Source organism: Bacillus sp. 3G2, from assembly GCF_044324725.1.
Lineage (GTDB): Bacteria > Bacillota > Bacilli > Bacillales > Bacillaceae_G > Bacillus_A > Bacillus_A mobilis.
On record NZ_CP172246.1, the window covers coordinates 4,244,548 to 4,264,604 of the forward strand.

Sequence of the window (20,057 nt, forward strand, 5' to 3'; positions counted from 1 at the left end):
GGGGAATCTGGATATAAATTCGAGTTCCATCATAAACCTATTGATTCTTTAAATTAAATAAGAGGAATAGGGCGCATAAATAGCGCTCTTTTCTTAATGTACTTTAATCTGCAATACATAATAATTATCATATATTACGTTATACTTTACACCTCTTGTACATACATCAATTTGTAGGCAAACAAAAAACCTTGTTATCAAAAGATAACAAGGTTTTTTTAGCGTCCCAGGAGAGATTCGAACTCCCGACCGTACGCTTAGAAGGCGTATGCTCTATCCGGCTGAGCTACTGGGACATGGAGCGGGTGAAGAGAATCGAACTCTCGACCAGAGCTTGGAAGGCTCTTGTTTTACCACTAAACTACACCCGCATATGTTATTTTATTTTTCTTCGTTAGCGCCGTTGCCCTATCGACAATATTTATTATATGTATAACCATACATAAAGTCAACACCTTTTTTAAAAGAGGATAATTTTTCTTATCCTCTTTTAAAAACTGCTTGTTCAACTAGTTGTCCGTCTAATGTTTCAAAACGAACTTCCATTTGATTTTCATCCATTTCTAATAAAGCAAATGTCTTTTCTGCACGTTGACGTGGTAATAAAATACTACCTGGATTAATAAATAAAACGCCGTCGATTAATTCCGCACCTAATACGTGAGAGTGTCCGAAGCATGCAACTTGCGCCCCTACCTCTTCTGCATAGTACGATAATGTTTGTAATGTCATTTTCACGTTATGACGATGTCCGTGCACAACTACGAAACGAATGCCATCTACATCAGTTACAATTTCATCTTGAAAGTTAGCATAATCACAATTCCCTTTTACAACATGGAAACCTTGCAGCTCTTCATGAGCAGGCGTTAGCTCTGAATCACCACAATGAATCATGATATCTACTTTCCCTTCATATTTCTCTTTTAACTGCTGTAATTCCTTCACAGAGCTATGACTATCGCTTACGATTAAAGCTTTCATCAATCTCTCTCCCTTATTCTCCTAAAAACCATTCAGGGATTTTTTCTTCTAGCTTACGAAGAGCACGTCCACGGTGACTAATGGCATTTTTCTCATCTGAGCTTAGTTCCGCCATCGCTTTTTTATATTCTTCCACATAAAAAATCGGATCATATCCAAAGCCGTTGTCTCCGCGGCGCTGTTCTAAAATATACCCTTCACACGTCCCGTTTACAATGACAGGCTTTTTATCACCTTCAGGGAAAGCCACTGCTAATGCGCAGTAGAAGCGAGCTTTACGCTTATCAAACGCTATCTCATTTAATTCTTGTAACACTTTATCAATATTCGCTTGATCATCTTTCGGCTCTCCAGCAAAACGAGCTGAATACACACCTGGCTTTCCATTTAAAGCATCTACAATAAGACCTGAATCATCCGCAATTACAATCGCATTCAGCTGTTTGCTCAGACTATCCGCTTTTAAGATTGCATTTTCTTCAAATGTTTCACCAGTTTCTTCGACTTCTTCAATATGAGGAAAATCGTGTAATGATTTTACTTCTAAATCAAATCGCTCAAATAACTCAGCAAATTCACGTACTTTCCCCATATTTTTTGTCGCTACAACAACTTGTTTCATACTTTCCACCTCTACTCTATATGAGATACGATGTCGCCTAACGCTTCTTTTTGCATGTCAATCAGTTGGAAAATACCTTGTTCCGCAGCATCAAGTAATTCATTTAACTGTGCTCTGCTAAACGTCGCTTCTTCTCCAGTTCCTTGTACTTCAACAAACTGGCCTTTTCCAGTCATAATTACGTTCATATCAACGTCTGCTTTAGAATCTTCTACGTAGTTTAAATCTAAAACGACACCTTGTTCTTCAACAATCCCTACTGACGTTGCTGCTAAATAATCTTTCACTGGAATTTTAGATACTTTTTCTGCTTGTAATAACTTCTCAAACGCTAATACCATTGCTACATATGCACCTGTAATAGAAGCAGTTCTCGTTCCACCATCCGCTTGAATAACATCACAATCAATCCAAACTGTTCTTTCACCAAGTGCTTCTAAGTCAACTACCGCACGTAAAGCTCGTCCAATTAAGCGCTGGATTTCCATTGTACGTCCTGTTACTTTCCCTTTACTTGACTCTCTAATTGTACGTTGTTCTGTTGCACGTGGAATCATCGCGTATTCAGCTGTTACCCAGCCCTTTCCTTCTCCACGCATAAACGGCGGGACACGCTCTTCGATTGTCGCTGAGCAAATTACCTTTGTATCCCCAACTTCAATTAATACTGACCCCTCTGGATGTTTTAAATAATTCGTATGAATATGTATATGGCGTAATTCTGTTTTCTCTCTACCATCTACTCGCATAAAAATAACCTCCTCATAACTACTTGTTAGTATAGCCAAATTTAAATGTATGATATGTATACAATAAAAGAAGAGGAACCCAAAAAGCAATTCCCCTTTCTTACTTAAGTATATCAAATTATTGACGATTAAAAACTACCTGTATTCACGTTTTCTGGACGATCTACAGGTTTTATTAACTTTCCGCCCTTTTCATCTATCAGATTCGCTTTACCATTTACTTCAATAGAAACACTTTTCACGCCTTTCTTTTCTGTTAAAGATAAAACTAACGACTTCAATACGTAATTTGAAACCATATTTTTATCTGGGTTTATAAATATATTTTCGTTAAAGTTTAATGTAAGATTTCCATCTTGTAATTTCGGGTTCGTAATAAGCTTAACTCCTGGATTAAAATCATTTAGAAGCGACTGATGAATCGGTCCTTTTACAAGCTCATCTATAATTGCTGCATAATCATTTTCTTTCCCTTCTACAACGCGGCGTGTTACAGGTACGTAGTATTGCTGTTTATTATTATTTTGCGCCATAAAATAAAGTGTAACTGGTTTTGTATTCGTTACATCCGCTACTTGTTCATCATCGAAGTTGATACCGTTAGCACGGCTCACCCCTTCACCAAGCGGTGTACCACCAACAGGCATCTTCGCCAATTTCTCGCCATTTATTTGGAACTGCACTTGTTTTACTTCTTTAAACTGCGTCAACGTCCACGCTATTGACTCAACAATTTGACGCTCTTCTTCTTTTGCATAGTTTTTCATTTCTTTAGAGAAATCAATGACTACCGTCCCATCTTTTTTCAAATCTAAGGTCATTGATGTATTCGCTGGAATGACTGCACGGAACCCATTCGGTAATAAATTCGTTACCGGTCCATCTTTCACAAGGTACTCTAACGTTTGCTGCATAACCTCATTTGCTTTCGGAGTAGGTACAGCTAACGTTTGCGGTACAACATAACCATTTTTATCAACAAGGTATAGTTCTCTATTCACTGTTTGTCCTTGCTTATCTTTCTTAGCTACTTCTTTCTTTCCACCCTCTGTATACGTAACTTGTTTTGGCGGATCAATTTGTTCCGTTGCCTTCTCCTGATTTATAAAGCCACACCCTGTTAGTAAAACAGCGCTCACAGTAGCACCAACAACCCATTTAAAAGTGGATTTAGGCATGCCATTCCCCCCTAAAATCTAAGTTTGTACTATTATGTATACGAGCTGTTTCATGTTTTAGAACTAGCTGTCCGGCAAATAGCGGGATAAAGTAAAACTTTAATCAGTGGGGTTTTCTTCATTATTAGCCCTCACCAATCGGACTTTTATGGGTAGTTGATCCCCCACCTAACTTCTTTGCTTTCGCTAAATTTTGAGGTGGGGGTCTTACTGCCCATTAATAAACAAAAAACTCCTGATTTCTCAGGAGCTCACTTATATGAATTCTATTATTATTCTTTTTCTAAATAAATATGTTTCACATTTTCAATCGGTTGACCGAACCATTTTGATGCAATTTCTTTAAATAGACCTATTTTTCCTGTTGTTAAGAAGAGATGATCACTTTGTTCCTCTCCCTCATTCAACATTTTACTATGGTATAAAATTGTACTTACTTCACGTGCTGTTTCATCACCTGAACTAATTAGTTGTACTTTATCTCCCATTACCTTTTTAATAACAGGGCCTAAAATTGGATAATGTGTACAACCTAAAATAAGTGTATCAATATCAGTATTTTTCAGCGGTTGCAACGTTTCTCTTACAACTTCATATGCCATTTCACTTTCAAAATTGCCACTCTCTACAAGCTCAACGAAAGGCGGACATGCTAAACTTTCTACCATAACACGGTTATTAATAGACTTTAACGCTTCTTCGTATGCACCACTTTTCACCGTTCCAATCGTTCCGATAATCCCAACATGATACGTGTTTGTCACTTTTAAAGCTGTACGTGATCCTGGGTGAATAACTCCTACCACTGGAATTGGTAATTGTTTCTGCATCTCTTCTAATACAACCGCAGTTGCTGTATTACACGCAATAACTAACATTTTGATATTCAAATCTAGTAAATGCTCCGTCATTTCCCACGTAAATTGACGCACTTCTTCTCGAGAACGTGGACCATAAGGGCAACGTGCTGTATCCCCTAAATATATAATGCGCTCTTTCGGCAACTGACGAATTAATTCCTTCGCTACTGTTAAACCGCCAACTCCTGAATCGATAACACCGATTGCTCTATTCAACTTCATCACCCGTTTTCTCATTCATCATCTTATTTTATCATTATATTTTACACACTTTAAGTTCGCTCACTTAAACTGCTTCTGTATGAAAATTTTTCATTTGTACCTGTATAGACTAGGACCTTTTTTATTTTGCTCCTTTTTTTCATAATTTGCAAGACAGAAAAATAACCGACCTCCTATATGAAAGTCGGTTTCTTCTATAATAAAGTACGTATTTATTGCTCCATCTTTTTTTGAAAAGAAGACATTCCTATTAATAAGAAAAAATGAGCAGAAATTAACATGACAATTAAAATAAAATTCAAACGATAACTATTTGTAGATTCCATAATTCTGCTCGCTACAGCTGGTCCAAATGCCATACCGAAAAAGTTAATTAAATTGTATAAACCAAGACCAACTCCAACTTTAGCTGGATGTAATGTTTTCGGTATAAATGTGTTTACTGATACTTGAATAGCTGAATAACTCATAAACGTTAAAATAATCGCCAATACAATAACAGCAATGTTCTCGTTTGGAATAAGCCCTAAAATTAAAAAGCCAACGATCATAATGGCAGACGCTACATAAATCATATTCACATTTCCAAACGAAGGGACGATCTTTCCAGTAAGAAAACTAGATACAATACCAAAGAGTGATGCAACAAACAGTGCAATTCCGATAATGAATGGAGACAATCCATGCTCCCTTCCTAACAGCAATGGTAATAATAATAAACTAGCACATAGCGCCACATTCATTATAAATCCGACCGCTATTAAACGAAGAAATGTTTTATTTGTAAACAACTCAATATCAATAAATGGATGTTCCGCGTTCTTCATACGAACCGTGAATAAAAATAAGAAAGCAATCGATAACACAAATAGCCAACTATTAATATTTACCCCTAATAAAACAGTCGTAATGAATGCAAATAATAACGCCGCTCCGGTGTAATCAAAATGAAACGCTCCATCCGTATGCTGCGCTTCTTCCGGCATAAATTTTAAAAGCAAGAAAATCCCCACTACTGAAATAATCATAAATAAAAATAAATATGGCCACCCCAATGTGTTCGTAATAGCCCCGCCAACTAAAGGACCAATACCTATTGCTAATGCAATAGAAGAACTAATCATCGCTAACGCACCAGGCTTCTTAGCAGGAACAACTAATTTCTCCACTGCAATCATACTAAGTGCAATAAACGCCGCTCCTCCACTCGCCTGCACTAACCTTGCAAGAATGGTAATCGTATAAGATTGATTCATAAATCCAATAATAGAACCCGCTACAAATATGATAATTGAAATAATTAATAGTTTTTTTACACTGTAACGATCAGCCAGCTTCCCATATATCATCGAACCAATACCGACAACTAAGGAATAACCTACTACAACCCAACTTACCTTCGATTGGCTAATGGATAAATCACGAGCCATATCCTCTAACGCTACATTAAATAAAACTGCATTCATCGGTCCTAATAAAACGATAAAACATAATGTGAAAACAAACCATTTTGAATGATTACTTATATCTTTCCCCATGTGTAACACCTCTCCTGATTGTAGTAGCTGTAAATAAAAATGAAAAATAAAGTTGTTTAGCTCCTCTATTACCACTAAACAACTTCATCAAATGTATATATTCATCGCGCGACAAGTTGAATTTGAAACGAAACATGTACGTTGTTCGATATTCATGGAACTATCATAATTTCAGCATTACAGTTTGTCAACGAAAAATATACAAAGTGAACTAATTTAGTGTTTTTAGTTTACTTTGTATAAAAATTGTTGTACACTAATTTCGAATCCGATATAAGGAGGACTGACATGTTTATTCAAGTTTGCAATTTCTAACTTAATCAAGTGAAACTTTAATCAGTGGGGGTTTTGTTCATCTCCACTGATTATTAGCCCTCACCAATCGGACGTTTACGGACAGTTGATCTCCCACCTAACTTCTTTGCTCCAACTGAATTTTGAGGTGGGAGTTTACTGTCCGTTAACGCGGGATAAAACCAAATAAATAAAGAACTTTTATATAGAAGGAACATTACAGGAGGATTATGATGAAAAAAATGTTAGTCGTATTAACGAGCGTAGAAAAATATCCAAATTTAAATCGAGCTACTGGTCTTTGGCTTGGTGAAGCTGTCCATTTCGTTAAAAAGGTTGAAGAAGCTGGTTATGGAGTAGATTATGTTAGCCCACAAGGCGGCTATACACCGATTGATCCGCATAGTTTAGCAATGGCGGAGAGCATCGATTGGGAATGGTATCAAAAGAAAGAATTTATGAATCGTCTCGGTTCTACAATGAAGCCGAGTGAAGTAAATCCAGAAGACTACGCTGTTATTTATTACGCAGGTGGTCACGGTGTAATTTGGGACTTCCCAGAAAATAAAGAACTTCAAATGATTAGCCGCAACATTTATGAAAATGGCGGAATTGTTTCCTCTGTTTGTCACGGAGCTGCTGGTTTATTTCATATCACATTAAGTAATGGAGAACGTTTAATTAGCGGCAAAAAAGTAACAGGATTCTCAAATGAAGAGGAGAAATTAGCTGAATTAGATCAATTCGTTCCATTTTTAACAGAAGATGAACTCATTAAAAATGGAGGGCTTTACGAAAAAGCTACGCAGCCTTGGGAAGCTTACGCTGTAGAAGATAATCGTGTTATCACTGGTCAAAACCCAGCTTCAGGTGGCCCAGTAGCTGAATTAGTATTACAATACGTAAACAAATAACAGGTAATAAAAAAAGCAGGTTTTCCATTACTATAGGAAAACCTGCTTTTTTACGAAATCATTTGCAAAATAGCAATAACTTCTTTTTCAACTTCCGAATCATCAATTGCTTCTATATACTCTGGTTTAAAAAGTTGATACTTCTTTAGTTGATAAAAATCAAGTATCGCTTTCTTTAACGTAATATCGTACTGAATACAAAAAGAATGATCTATAATACGTCTTAACATCACGTCATCTTGCACCATAAATAATTGTGCGTTCATTTTATTAAAGTAGCCTTGTTCCATACCAGCTTCAAAAAACATTTGCAAATTATGATTACGATTTTGTTGTGCAGCGACTAACTGATCAGATAAGTGCGGATATGCCTCTTTCAAATCTTGTAAAAAAACATCAGAAATATATGTCACACATTTTAAAGAGTGGATAAACGTCTTTTGGAAACGTTCTGCAAAAGACATACTTTCATCTTGATTATCCGCATCTCCTTCAAGAAGATAGTTCATAAAATCTTCTACCACAGCTTCAATAATCTCATCTTTTGAAGAAAAACGTTTATATAAAGTAGCTTTACTAATATCCATATATTTCGCAATTTCATCTATTTTCAATTGACTAAAACTCGTTCTTCTAATAACGGGCTTTATTTTATTAATATAAGTGTTTGCACACGCAACTTTTCTCATTAAAAGAGCCTCCCCTTTTGTCCATACAAAACAGTATAGCAAATTCACGATTAATTATAAATGAAGTCACTATACGCAATACATCTTTTTAGTTTAAGGGGCATTTATACTATAGAAAAAATGCCCGCTACCTTTATGAGTAACGAGCACTTTTTCTATAATTTATCGACAGCTCTTCTTATAGCTTTCCCTATTTCCATACTAGACTGCGGGTTTTGCCCTGTAATTAAACGCCCATCTACTACGACATGTGGCGTGAATTTTGGAGCAACATAAAACAAAGCTCCTTCTTCTTTCAATTTACTTTCTAATAAAAAGGGCACTCGATTTTCTAAATGTACAGCTTTTTCCTCATCATTCGTATAACCTGTTATACGCTTACCAGCAACAAAAAACGAGCCATCTTTATTTTTCACACCGACTAAAGAGCTTACGCCGTGACAAACAGCTGCTACAATCCTGTTATTGTTGTACATATTCTCAATGAAATTTGCAACATATGGATTACCTGGAAAATCTACAATTGCCCCGTGCCCACCACCAAATAAAACTGCATCATAATCCGAAAAATGAACCTTTGAGATCGGCTTCGTATTTTGCAATAAAGAAGCAACATGCTTAAACTCACGAGGTATCCCGTTCGGAATCGACACTCTATCAATAGGTACTCTACCACCCTTTATCGACACAATATCAACATCGAACTTAGCCTTTTTAAATACATTATAAGGAGCTGCGAGCTCTTCCAGCCACAAACCAGTCGGGTGTCCATTCATATCATGAGCGCTTGTTGAAACTAACAATATCCTTTTCAACATATCCCCTCCTTACTACCTATTTATGTATGGAGCGTTCTTATCATTCTTATAGAACATGAAACAGGCAGAAAAATAGCCGACTCTTCATTTAAAAGTCGGCTTTCTTTTTATAGTTCGAGCTCTCCCATGCGAAGAAGCTCAACAACTGCTTGTGAACGTCCTTTAACTCCTAGCTTTTGCATTGCGTTTGAGATGTGGTTGCGTACTGTTTTTTCACTGATAAAAAGTTCACCTGCAATTTCCTTCGTTGTTTTATCTTGAACCAGTAATTCAAATACTTCTCTCTCTCTCTTTGTGAGTAACGGTTTAGATTGATACGCTTTTTCCTTCAACTGGTATAACCCTCCTTGCTTAAGCCAGAGCCGTGTATGTGTAAGTTGGGTGTTTATTTAGTCAAGATATTGTATGAACGAAATGTGCAGGTGGTGAATGAAAATGGGCTTTATTTCACATGTTATTTTAGACTTTTATACAGTGCATACACTCTTTGTATCCACTCACTTTTCTACACGCCACATTTGTTCTAGTAATATGCTGACAACAGTACCTACGAATAAACCATTTCCGAATATATATTGCATAACAGACGGCAATGATTGAAGTGCTCCAGACGGTAAAAACATAACACCGCTTCCAAATAATACAGCAACTCCTAAAATCGTTACATTCCTTTCGCTCATTGGCACTTGTTTTATATTATGAAATCCAATTCCAATTAGCTGTACGAACGAAGCCATTAAAACTGCAGATGCGACAGAGGATGGCAACGATGCTAAGTAACGAATAATACTCGGAAACAGCGACATTACGACTAGTAACATACATGCTAGTAAAAACGATCGTATATATTTTTGTTTCGTTAAACGTATAAATCCTGCCGTTGCTGGCAATGGCACGACACCTACAGTTGAAAATACAGAAGAAATGATATGAGAAATCCCTCCAACCCACGTACCATCCTTCAACTGTTTCTGTTCAATAATCCCTTTTTGAATGGTAGCTTGATTAATTGCTATAATAGCTGCCACTGTATTAGAAACTAAAATACATACCATAACGAAACTTGATACAGCCATACCTGTATTCCATTTCGGAAGTCCCCAAGCAAACATTTGTGGAAGTTGCACAAAATGAGTTACTTGAGATGGAATCGTCACTTTTCCTGCAATTAGAAAAAGAATCCACCCACTAATTAATCCTATTAAAACCGCATAACTTTTGACAAAGCCTTTCCCAAAATTAGATAGTATAATAACGAAAAGAAATATACTAAACGCAATTATCGCTGTAAATCCATCGATTTGAGAAACAGTAGCAGTAATTCCTAGCATCCCTTTTAGGAATACACCGCTTAATTGTAAACATAATAAAAGTAAAAACGTCCCTGTCACAAGCGGCGTAAATAAAAATAAAATACGTCCTATAAAACCAGTTACTCCTAATCCTATTAAAATAACACCGGAAATTATCATTCCTAATTCTAAAATTTGCAACGTACTATGTAATTGATCTTGTCCGGCCGTTGCGTAAGCAAGTACGGTAAATACTCCAACCCAAGATCCAGCTGGTCCATCCGCAATTGGTAGTCTATGTCCAAGCCACCCTTGTAAAAAAGAAGATATACCAACTACAAAGAATGTACGCTGCATTAAATAAAATATCTCTTCCGTCGTAAGATGAAATAATCCGCCAACGACAATTGGTAATGCGATTGAATTCGCTAATAAAAATATAAACCATTGCAAAGTTCCCATAATATGATTTTGATTATGTTGATTGTCCAAATCTTTCATCCTTCCATACATTTAACACAGAAATACACACTATACTATTACGTAGCTTTTCGAAACAACACTTTTTGTCCCTTCGATTTCTTCCCGTATCCAAATGTTGCAATATAAACTCCACAAACGATAAAAACAGCTCCAATTATTTGAATGGCTGTTACACTTTTCTGCAATATAATATACCCTACCACCATCGTAACGAATGGTTCTAAATTTAAAAACATGGCTGCTGTTGATGCTTGCGCTTTTCTTAACTGATTATTCCAAACTAATGTGCAAATCCCATGCATAAGTATTGCTGTCACAATGAGAAGCGACCAACTCTCTATAGAGTATTTCAATGTTATGTGAGAAAAGGTAAGAGCAAGAAAGGGTAACATGATTAAAAAACCAAAAGTTGAAGAAAAGAATGTAATCAAAAACATATCATCTCTGTTCCCCAATTTCCGAATTAAAACGATAGATAAAGAAAAAGATAGCATCGTTATAAAAATCCATATTAGCCCTTCTGAAAAGACGAACCTCTGCCCAACACCAATTACAAAAAACACTCCAAAAGTAGCAATTCCTCCTCCTATTACTAACTTAGCTGTTAACGGTTCGTTTAAAATAAATACCGCTAGAATAGAAGTCATGACAGGAGTAAGCGCTAATATTAGCGCAGCTGTTGTTGGATCTGCTGTTTGTAACCCTTCATAAAAAGACCATTGATTAATCGCGACACCTATGATCCCAATTAATAATACACTTTTCATTTCATTCTTTTCTATATATAAGTCTTTCTTACACATAATAGCGTACGCTAGAAAAAACAAATTAATAAATAGTAAACGAAGTGTCGTTAACAACACCGGATGAAATGTATTTACTAAAATCGCACCAAATATAAAGTTACTCCCCCAAACTACTACACATATAAACAGTAATATATATGTACGTGTCACCTATTCCCCTCCTTTTCTCGTAAAAAAGAAGGATTCCTATTCTTTCATTAGGAACCCTTAAAAAAATATATATAAATTAGGGAGATACGTAAATTAAATCAATACTCCTTGGACATGTTGCAAGGAACCTGCTACTATTTTTCCGTCTTTCATTACAGCTGGTCGCTTTACTCGTCTAGCAATCCCTTCCGCTGAACAAGTAGCTTGTAAGAAGACGAAATCAGCTTTATCTCCTACTTTAGGCCAAACTTGATTCCCTTCTTGATCCAATGGTGTTTTTCCACCTGTAATATATGCCAAAGAAGAAGACAAAGACTTCTCATCAATCCAGCGATACTTTTCTGCTAAACGCCCTACTCTTTCAAAAATATCAGCATTTCCAAATGGCCCCCATGAATCAAACATACTATCGCAACCTAAAGAAACGGAAACACCTTTTTCTGTAAGCAATGGTACCGGCGGCATATTTCTGTTAATTGGTACTGTCGTAATAATAGACATTCCTCTCTCAGCTAATAAGTCTGCCATATCTGCTCCTTCTTCTTTAGATACATCGCCAAGACTAAACGCATGACTGACCGCAACACGCCCGTCCCAATTAGCCTCCTCTGTAAATTGAGCTAATTTTTTAATTGTATAAATACCTAAATGTCCTGCATCATGTAAATGCAAATCAACATCTGCATTTGCCTCTACAGCAATTTCCATCATATCAAAAAGTGATTTTTCAATATTATTATCTACAGTAGCTGGATCTACACCACCTACTAAAGTTGAACCCATTTTCATCGCTTCTCTCATAAGAGCATGCGCTTCTGTACGAAGTAAACCATGCTGCGGGAATGCTACAATTTCATATGTAAACGCACCTTTCATATTCTCTAAAGTTTGATGGACAGATTCTAAGTTTTTAAGACCGATATACGGATCAATATTTACATGCGTTCGAATATGAGTCGAACCAGCATTTAAAATGTTTCTTAGTAATAACTCTGCTCTCTCTCCAGTTGTTTGAGCTAAAATTGGTAACTCCTGCTGTTCTAACTCTAATCTCTCAATAATATTTTTTACTGGTGTACATGCTTCCCATGGGCCACCAAGTTTTGTTTTATCAAGGTGAAAATGATTTTCCACAAATGATGGAAGAACAAGCAATTCTTTCGCATCTTTCGTTTCATATTCTGTTTGAAGCGGCACATCCGCAAGTACAATCTTTTCAATCTTCCCATCCTGTATGAGTAAATGATGCAAAGCTGTTTCTGTACCTGTAACTACTTCATTATTAAACTTGTAACCTGTTTCTAATCGTACATTCGTTAACCAATATACATTTTGCATTTCAATCATCCTCTCAAACAAGATTATTTATAGCCGTTTTTTGCAAACTACCCGCAACAACATTTCCTTTATATAAAACAGCACAACGCTCTGTTTGTCTTGCTACTACCTCGGCTGAACATGACGCTTCTGTAAAGACGATATTTGCTTCATCCCCAATTTTTGGCCACTGACGATTTCCTTGATCATCTAATATAGATTTCCCGCCCGTAATAAACTGAAGTGCTTTCCCTAAAGAGCGCTCGTCAATCCATCTAAATCTCTCCGCTAAACAATTTGCCTTTTGCAACATATCTCCCGTTCCAAATGGAGACCAATGATCAGTTATACTATCGTTTCCTAGTGAAACTTTTACACCTTTACGATTTAATAACGGAACTGGAATTACATGTCTACTAATTGGAACTGTTGACGTTATATCAATGTCTAGTGCCGCAAGTCGTTCAGCCATTTCCTCCGCTTCTTCAACAGACACATCTCCAAGTCCAAGAGCATGACTAATCGTAACTCTTCCTTGCCACCCTGCTTCTTCTGTTAATGCAGCTAATCTCTTCATTGTAAATGTTCCGAGTTGGTCCGCGTCATGTAAATGAATATCAATGTCTGAATCAAACTCTACTGCAATATCCATAATTGTATTTAATGATTTTTCAATATTACCGTCTACTGTAGCTGGGTCTACTCCACCTACTAAATGAGCCCCCATACGCATAGCGTCTTTTACAAGCCCTACGGAATTACTTCGTAACAAACCGTGTTGCGGGAATGCTACGATTTTTGCTGATAACTTATCTTTATATGTTTCCAGTGCTGCAATCGTTGCTTCTAAATTCCCAAGACCAATTACAGGATCAATATTGCAATGTGTTCGAATATTTGTCGCTCCGTTTTCAAGAAGTAATTGCAACATTTTCTCCGCTCTACTCTTTGCAGTTTCTAATTGCTTCGGAAGAATAGTTTGCTCCTCATGAATACGAGTGAATATACTCTTTACTGGTGTACATGCTTTCCATGGTCCACCATAATACGTTTTATCAATATGAATATGCATTTCTTCAAATGCTGGTAATGCCAGTAAACCATTTGCATTTACTACTTCACCATCTTGCTCTGATACAATTCCAGGTAATATCTTCGTAATCTTTCCATCTTCAATAAGCAAACTACAAATTTCCGTTTCTGTACTTGTAATTCGCGATTCCTCATATACGTACCCACATTCAAGTTTCACATTCGTTAACCAATATTGTGATTTTACACTCACTTTTTCAATCTCCCTTCGCAATATGATTTTTCTACTTCACAACCGAAACAAAAACAGATAAAAATTTCTATCTTACTGTAGCTCTACACCTTCCAGTCGTAAATACCCAGATGGATCAATCCAAAATCCTTTTATATTTTTCGTAGTTGCGGCAATATGATTAATCCCTCGAATTGGTACGAGTAAAGCATCTTTTAATTCAATCTCTTGTAACTGTTTGTACAATTCTTTTCTCTTCGCCTCATCTTTTTCTTTTCTAGCATCTTCTATTAATTTATCTACTTCCGGATTACTATAGAAAAATTGGTTACCAGTTGCTCCGTGTGAGCTAGAATGGAATAAATTATATTGATTATAGTCACCATCACCTGTTGCGTTTCCCCATCCTCCAACAAACATCGCATGTTCTGATTTATTCGTTGCAGCTAAAAACGCACCATATTCCATAACTTTAATTTCTACATCAACGCCAATCCCTTTTAATTGAGATTGAATTACTTCCACTAATGCCATTCTAACCTTGCTGTCATTCGTCCAAATTGTTGTTTTAAACCCATTTGGATAACCAGCCTCTGCTAATAATTTTTTCGCGGTATTAATGTCATACTTATATCCTTTTACGTCTTTCGTATAACCGAATACTTTAGGAGTCATTACGGAGTTTATTTCAGTCCCAACATTGTTATATACCCCTTTTAAAATCCCTTTCGTTTCAATCGCATGTGCAATCGCTTGACGAACGAGCGGATTGTCAAATGGCTTTTTCTGTACATTAAAGCCAATATATTCTACACCTAAACCTTCATTTTCAATTAACTCCATGGATGGTGAATTTTTCACACGCTCTACCTCAGTTACAGGTAAGTTCTCTGCAATGTGAGCTTCACCAGTTTCAATCATTCCAATACGTGTTGCATCTTCCGGTACTACTTTGAATACAACTTCATCAACCTTTGATTTTTCGCCCCAATAATTTTTATTCTTTTCAAGTCGAATTTCTTCACCTGGTTTCCATGACTTAAAAGTATATGGACCTGTCCCAACCGGATGCTGAGCTAAACCTTTTCCTTTTTCATCAATTGCTTTCGGACTTAAAATACTCCCTTCATTACTTGCGAAAATAGATAAAAGAGGTGAGTATGGGTATTTCAATACGAACTGTACTGTGTATTCATCAATTACTTTTATTTCTTGAATCATGGAATAAACAGTTGCTCGATTTGAACCTACTTTCGGGTCTAATACACGTTCAAAGTTTTTCTTTACTGCCTCAGCATTAAACGGTGCACCGTCTTGGAATGTCACTCCTTGTTGTAACTTAAACTCCCAGTTCACATCATCAATTTGTTTCCATTCCTTTGCTAACATAGGTTTAAAATCCATATTTTTATCTCGCTGTACAAGGTTTTCATACACTTTATGGTATACAACACTCGCTGAAGGAATGTTTGTAATAAAATGTGGATCTAAGTTATCAGCATCTGACAGTCTAGCAATGGTTAAAACACCGCCTTCTTTCGCCCCTTTGCTCCCCGATCCTTCTTTGCTTGTCTTCGTATTAGATGAACACCCCGCTAGAAAAACTGAAAGACATAAAATTGTGATAAAGCAAATGACAAGTCCCCTTTTGAACCTCATCGCCCTTCCCCCTCCACTTTCTTTTATCTCTACATCATAAAGTGAAACCTTAAACCTATCGTTCTATTTCACCTACTTTCTAATAGCGAATAATTTCACTACCTTCTCTTCTGCAAATTTGTTTATGTATTTGTAATTATAAATAACTTTGCGGAAAAAGTTTTTAAACATCTTTACTTCTATTTGCACTTTCTTTACTATTTGAATTTTCTGAATTATTTTTAAACATTTTTACTTGTATTTGCATTTTCTTTACCTATTGTTTTAAATCCGTTGACTCAAATTAATTTTCTGATAATTTATTCATAAAGAAAGGGAGGTATGAAAAATGGAAGTTCGTCTTTCTAAAGAAGAAAAAACTTCATTACAAACGATTCAAATGAAGAATACATCGAAGTTGATAACTGGCTATCGAAAATTAAAGAAAAACAAAATGGCATTTATCGGGGGTATTATCGTTCTTTTCTATATTTTAATTGCTATATTTGCCCCATTATTAGCACCCTATAATCCATTTGATATTCAGTTAGTCAATAAGTTACAACCACCTTCCATGGAACATTGGATGGGAACAGATGATAAAGGTAGAGATATTTTAAGCCGCCTTTTACATGGGACACGCCTTTCATTACTTGTTGGATTTTCTTCTGTATTTATAGGAGCGTTGTTCGGCATTATTCTCGGTATTATTTCTGGTTATTATGGTGGATGGTTTGACACAGTGATTATGAGAATCATCGATATCATGCTAGCTTTTCCTGGTATTTTACTTGCTCTTGCCATTGTAGGGGCGCTAGGACCAAGTCTTGTGAACGTAATTATCGCTATTGGCTTTTTCTCAATCCCTATGTTTGCTCGTATCGTTAGAGCTTCTACATTAACAGTGAAAAAATTAGAGTATATCGATGCTATAAGAGCACTAGGAGCAAGGGATTTCACCATTATTATGAAGCATATATTCCCTAACATCTTATCGCCCATTATCGTCCAAGCTACTTTACGCTTAGCTACAGCAATTTTATCTGCAGCTGGATTATCATTTTTAGGACTTGGGGCACAACCCCCTTCACCTGAATGGGGAGCAATGTTAAGTAATGGACGTGACTTTTTATTTACCGCACCGCATATCGCAATGTTTCCTGGAATTGCAATGTCTACACTCGTAATCGGTTTAAACATGTTTGGTGACGGGTTACGTGACGCACTTGATCCGAGACTTAAAAAATAGAAAGGGGCATGATGATACATGCTAATGTTTATATTTCGTAGAATACTACAATTAATTCCCGTTCTTTTCGGCGTTGTATTCGTTGTTTTCTTAATTATGCAAATGGTACCCGGAGACCCAGCTCTCCTTATCGCTGGTGAAGGAGCATCAAAAGAAACTGTCGAGCAAATACGCCACCAATTAGGATTGGACAAACCTTTTATCATGCAATATTTCTCTTATATCGGAAATATATTACAAGGCGATTTCGGGGTTTCGATTCGTTCTAACCGCCCAGTGTTAGACGAAGTACTAATCCGCCTTCCAATCACTATTGAACTCGCACTGTGTAGCATCGTCATTACAGTTGTAATCGGAATGATTGCTGGTATCATCTCTGCTACAAAGCAATATTCTTGGACAGATGTTTCCATTATGATTATCGCTTTATTAGGTGTCTCATTACCAAGTTTTTGGTTTGGACTTATGCTCATTTTTTACTTCTCTGTTCAAATTCAAATATTCCCCGTTTCTGGTTGGGGAACTTGGATGCACATGGTTTTACCAGCACTTACACTAGGTGCATCTGGCGCCGCAATCGTAGCACGTATGACTCGCTCAAGTATGCTTGATGTTATACGCCAAGATTATATACGAACAGCAAGAGCAAAGGGAGTAAAAGAAAGAGTCGTTATATATAAACATGCTTTGAGGAACGCATTAATTCCCGTTATTACTGTTGTTGGATTACAATTTGGAGCACTTTTAGGTGGTACAGTTTTAGTAGAATCAGTTTTTGCTATAAATGGACTTGGAAGATTGATTGTAGACGCCATCCGAATGAGAGACTTACCAATGTTACAAGGGGGCGTATTAATCGCCTCGGTCATCTTCGTTCTAGTCAATCTTATTGTTGATATTTTATACCGTCATTTCAATAAACGTATTGAGCTTAATTAAGGGGGTGCACAAACATGAATAAAAAGGAAGAGGTATTACAAGTTAAAGATTTAAAAACACATTTCTTTACAGACGAAGGTGTAAGCAAAGCGGTTGATGGTTTAAATTTCTCTGTTTCTAAAGGAGAAACACTCGGCATCGTAGGGGAATCTGGTTGTGGGAAGAGTATCACTTCTCTATCCATTATGAGATTACTTGACCGAGAAAGCGGCAGTAAAATTGAAGGCAGCATTTTATTTAAAGGAAAAAATTTATTACAGCAAAAAGAAGCTGAAATGCGTGCAATTCGTGGAAATCAAATCTCAATGATTTTCCAAGAACCAATGACATCTTTGAATCCAGTATATTCTGTTGGGGAACAGATTGCAGAAGCAATTCGTATCCATCAAAAATTAAGTAAAAAAGAAGCTTGGAATAAAGCCGTCGATATGTTGAAACTAGTTGGGATTCCTTCTCCTGAAAAGCGTGCAAAGCAAGAGCCACATGAACTAAGCGGAGGAATGCGACAACGCATTATGATTGCAATGGCACTTGCTTGCAATCCAGATTTACTCATTGCAGACGAACCAACAACTGCTCTTGATGTAACAATTCAAGCTCAAATATTATCACTTATGAAATCACTTCAAAAACAACTCGGTATGGGAATTATCATGATCACACATGACTTAGGAGTCGTGTCAGAAACATGCGATAGAGTCGCCGTTATGTACGCTGGAAAAATCGTCGAATATGCAGATATCGATCATATATTTACTAACCCAAAACACCCTTATACAATCGGACTCCTTCAATCTCTTCCAAAACTCGATGCAGACCAAGAAGAATTACAAACGATTCCTGGATCCGTACCGAGTCCGTACCATATGCCGAACGGATGTCGCTTTGCTGATAGATGCACCCATGCAAAAGAACTATGTCACAACACTCTTCCAGAACTTCAACTCACGCAAGATGGAAGCGAAGTTCGATGCTGGATGTTTACAGATCTTTGGGATAAATCATCTTCAGAAGAATTGGAGGTATTATAAAATGTCTACTACGCAAATAAGCAAACGAGAGTTATTACAAGTACAAAATTTAAAACAATACTTCCCTATAAAAAAAGGAATTCTAGGACGCTCTATTAGCTTTATTAAAGCAGTTGACGATATTAGCTTTACAATTTACGAACAGGAAACTGTCAGTATTGTTGGGGAATCTGGTTGCGGGAAGTCCACCACCGGGCGTGCAATATTACGCCTTGATAAAGCAACAAGTGGAAATATCATATTTCAAGATAAAAATTTACTAGAATTAAATAAATCAGCAATGAGAAAAGTTCGAAAGGATTTACAAGTAATTTTTCAAGATCCCTTTGCTTCTTTAAACCCTAGACAAACAGTAGGCAATATTTTAGAAGAAGCTATGGCCATTCAAAATGTATGTCCAAAAGGAGAAAGAAAAGCAAAGGTTATTGAGTTGCTTGGCAAAGTTGGTCTTCCACCCGATGCAGTGAAGCGCTATCCACATGAATTCAGTGGTGGACAACGACAAAGAATCGGAATCGCACGCGCTTTAGCTGTTAATCCCAAACTCATCATTTGTGACGAGGCCGTCTCCGCCTTAGATGTTTCAGTGCAAGCACAAGTTTTAAATTTGTTAAAGCAGTTGCAGCAACAATATGGATTAACATATTTATTCATCTCTCACGATTTAGCTGTTGTTCGTCACATATCGGACCGCATTATTGTAATGTATCTTGGTACCATTGTGGAAATTGCCGATAAACATTCTCTTTTCAACAATCCGCAACACCCTTACACAAAAGCGCTTCTCTCAGCAATTCCTACCATTAGTGCAGGAACGAAAAAAGAGCGTATTGAACTTAAAGGAGACCTTCCCTCTCCTCTAAACCCGCCAAAAGGATGCCGTTTTCATACTCGTTGCCCCTACGCAATTGAAAAATGTGCAACAGAGCAACCAAGTTTTCAATCTGTAAGTGATGATCACAAAGTAGCCTGTCATATTATCTAATCTTAATCTGAATAATAGAAATATTTACAATACTT

The 20,057-nt window shown here is 36.7% G+C and carries 19 protein-coding genes and 2 tRNA genes; 5 read left to right on the forward strand and 16 right to left on the reverse strand.

What is annotated here, in order from left to right; all coding sequences use genetic code 11:
- Positions 1-222 precede the first annotated feature (222 nt).
- The 8 genes from ACHZK0_RS21770 to ACHZK0_RS21805 all read right to left on the reverse strand — a co-directional run bounded on the left by ACHZK0_RS21770 (position 223) and on the right by ACHZK0_RS21805 (position 6,153).
- Positions 223-296: transfer RNA gene (locus ACHZK0_RS21770), tRNA-Arg, on the reverse strand.
- Between the two features lies 1 nt (position 297).
- A tRNA-Gly gene (locus ACHZK0_RS21775) sits at positions 298-371 on the reverse strand.
- 109 nt (positions 372-480) lie between these two features.
- Positions 481-984 carry a metallophosphoesterase gene (locus ACHZK0_RS21780; protein WP_270605842.1) on the reverse strand — a complete coding sequence of 168 codons (504 nt, stop codon included), beginning with the start codon at positions 982-984 and terminating at the stop codon, positions 481-483.
- Positions 985-997: 13 nt separating this feature from the next.
- Positions 998-1,606, reverse strand: coding sequence for an XTP/dITP diphosphatase (locus tag ACHZK0_RS21785; RefSeq protein ID WP_063261290.1), 609 nt, complete (start codon positions 1,604-1,606; stop codon positions 998-1,000).
- An 11-nt stretch (positions 1,607-1,617) separates the two neighbouring features.
- Positions 1,618-2,355, reverse strand: a complete 738-nt coding sequence (gene rph / locus ACHZK0_RS21790; RefSeq protein WP_016118680.1) for a ribonuclease PH — start codon at positions 2,353-2,355, stop codon at positions 1,618-1,620.
- 128 nt (positions 2,356-2,483) lie between these two features.
- Positions 2,484-3,533 (reverse strand): spore germination protein GerM, encoded by a 1,050-nt coding sequence (gene gerM, locus ACHZK0_RS21795; RefSeq protein WP_242256444.1) that lies wholly within the window; start codon positions 3,531-3,533, stop codon positions 2,484-2,486.
- 272 nt (positions 3,534-3,805) lie between these two features.
- Entirely contained in the window at positions 3,806-4,615 is an 810-nt protein-coding gene (gene racE, locus ACHZK0_RS21800; RefSeq protein WP_000774001.1) for a glutamate racemase, read from the reverse strand.
- Between the two features lie 212 nt (positions 4,616-4,827).
- A complete protein-coding gene (locus ACHZK0_RS21805; protein ID WP_262740346.1) occupies positions 4,828-6,153 on the reverse strand; it encodes an MFS transporter in 1,326 nt (441 codons plus the stop codon).
- A 524-nt stretch (positions 6,154-6,677) separates the two neighbouring features.
- Here ACHZK0_RS21805 and ACHZK0_RS21810 point away from each other — a divergent pair.
- Positions 6,678-7,361 (forward strand): type 1 glutamine amidotransferase domain-containing protein, encoded by a 684-nt coding sequence (locus ACHZK0_RS21810; RefSeq protein WP_270605841.1) that lies wholly within the window; start codon positions 6,678-6,680, stop codon positions 7,359-7,361.
- Between the two features lie 50 nt (positions 7,362-7,411).
- Here ACHZK0_RS21810 and ACHZK0_RS21815 read toward each other — a convergent pair whose 3' ends face one another.
- The 8 genes from ACHZK0_RS21815 to ACHZK0_RS21850 all read right to left on the reverse strand — a co-directional run bounded on the left by ACHZK0_RS21815 (position 7,412) and on the right by ACHZK0_RS21850 (position 15,839).
- Complete coding sequence (locus ACHZK0_RS21815) at positions 7,412-8,050, reverse strand: TetR/AcrR family transcriptional regulator (RefSeq protein ID WP_063261294.1); 639 nt, start codon at positions 8,048-8,050, stop codon at positions 7,412-7,414.
- Positions 8,051-8,205: 155 nt separating this feature from the next.
- On the reverse strand, positions 8,206-8,868 hold the full coding sequence (locus ACHZK0_RS21820) for a type 1 glutamine amidotransferase domain-containing protein (RefSeq protein ID WP_270605840.1): 663 nt from the start codon (positions 8,866-8,868) through the stop codon (positions 8,206-8,208).
- 107 nt (positions 8,869-8,975) lie between these two features.
- Complete coding sequence (gerE, locus tag ACHZK0_RS21825; RefSeq protein ID WP_000659484.1) at positions 8,976-9,200, reverse strand: spore germination transcription factor GerE; 225 nt, start codon at positions 9,198-9,200, stop codon at positions 8,976-8,978.
- Positions 9,201-9,365: 165 nt separating this feature from the next.
- Complete coding sequence (locus ACHZK0_RS21830) at positions 9,366-10,661, reverse strand: purine/pyrimidine permease (RefSeq protein ID WP_262742290.1); 1,296 nt, start codon at positions 10,659-10,661, stop codon at positions 9,366-9,368.
- Between the two features lie 38 nt (positions 10,662-10,699).
- The gene (locus ACHZK0_RS21835; protein WP_163096193.1) at positions 10,700-11,599 is read right to left on the reverse strand and encodes a DMT family transporter; all 900 of its coding nucleotides are present in this window, start codon (positions 11,597-11,599) and stop codon (positions 10,700-10,702) included.
- 93 nt (positions 11,600-11,692) lie between these two features.
- Positions 11,693-12,937 carry an amidohydrolase family protein gene (locus ACHZK0_RS21840; protein WP_262742293.1) on the reverse strand — a complete coding sequence of 415 codons (1,245 nt, stop codon included), beginning with the start codon at positions 12,935-12,937 and terminating at the stop codon, positions 11,693-11,695.
- 13 nt (positions 12,938-12,950) lie between these two features.
- A complete protein-coding gene (locus ACHZK0_RS21845) occupies positions 12,951-14,201 on the reverse strand; it encodes an amidohydrolase family protein (protein WP_262742294.1) in 1,251 nt (416 codons plus the stop codon).
- Positions 14,202-14,273: 72 nt separating this feature from the next.
- Positions 14,274-15,839 (reverse strand): glutathione ABC transporter substrate-binding protein, encoded by a 1,566-nt coding sequence (locus ACHZK0_RS21850; RefSeq protein ID WP_071720577.1) that lies wholly within the window; start codon positions 15,837-15,839, stop codon positions 14,274-14,276.
- A 328-nt stretch (positions 15,840-16,167) separates the two neighbouring features.
- Here ACHZK0_RS21850 and nikC point away from each other — a divergent pair, with 328 nt between their 5' ends.
- The 4 genes from nikC to ACHZK0_RS21870 are packed head-to-tail and all read left to right on the forward strand — an operon-like array spanning position 16,168 to position 20,022.
- Positions 16,168-17,067: a nickel transporter permease gene (gene nikC, locus ACHZK0_RS21855; protein ID WP_084669438.1), complete on the forward strand. Its 900-nt coding sequence runs from the start codon at positions 16,168-16,170 to the stop codon at positions 17,065-17,067.
- An 18-nt stretch (positions 17,068-17,085) separates the two neighbouring features.
- Positions 17,086-18,006: a nickel ABC transporter permease gene (nikB, locus tag ACHZK0_RS21860; RefSeq protein ID WP_000928487.1), complete on the forward strand. Its 921-nt coding sequence runs from the start codon at positions 17,086-17,088 to the stop codon at positions 18,004-18,006.
- Positions 18,007-18,020: 14 nt separating this feature from the next.
- Positions 18,021-19,037, forward strand: a complete 1,017-nt coding sequence (locus ACHZK0_RS21865; protein WP_395760865.1) for an ABC transporter ATP-binding protein — start codon at positions 18,021-18,023, stop codon at positions 19,035-19,037.
- 1 nt (position 19,038) lies between these two features.
- Positions 19,039-20,022, forward strand: a complete 984-nt coding sequence (locus ACHZK0_RS21870; protein WP_262742296.1) for an ABC transporter ATP-binding protein — start codon at positions 19,039-19,041, stop codon at positions 20,020-20,022.
- Positions 20,023-20,057: the final 35 nt, after the last annotated feature.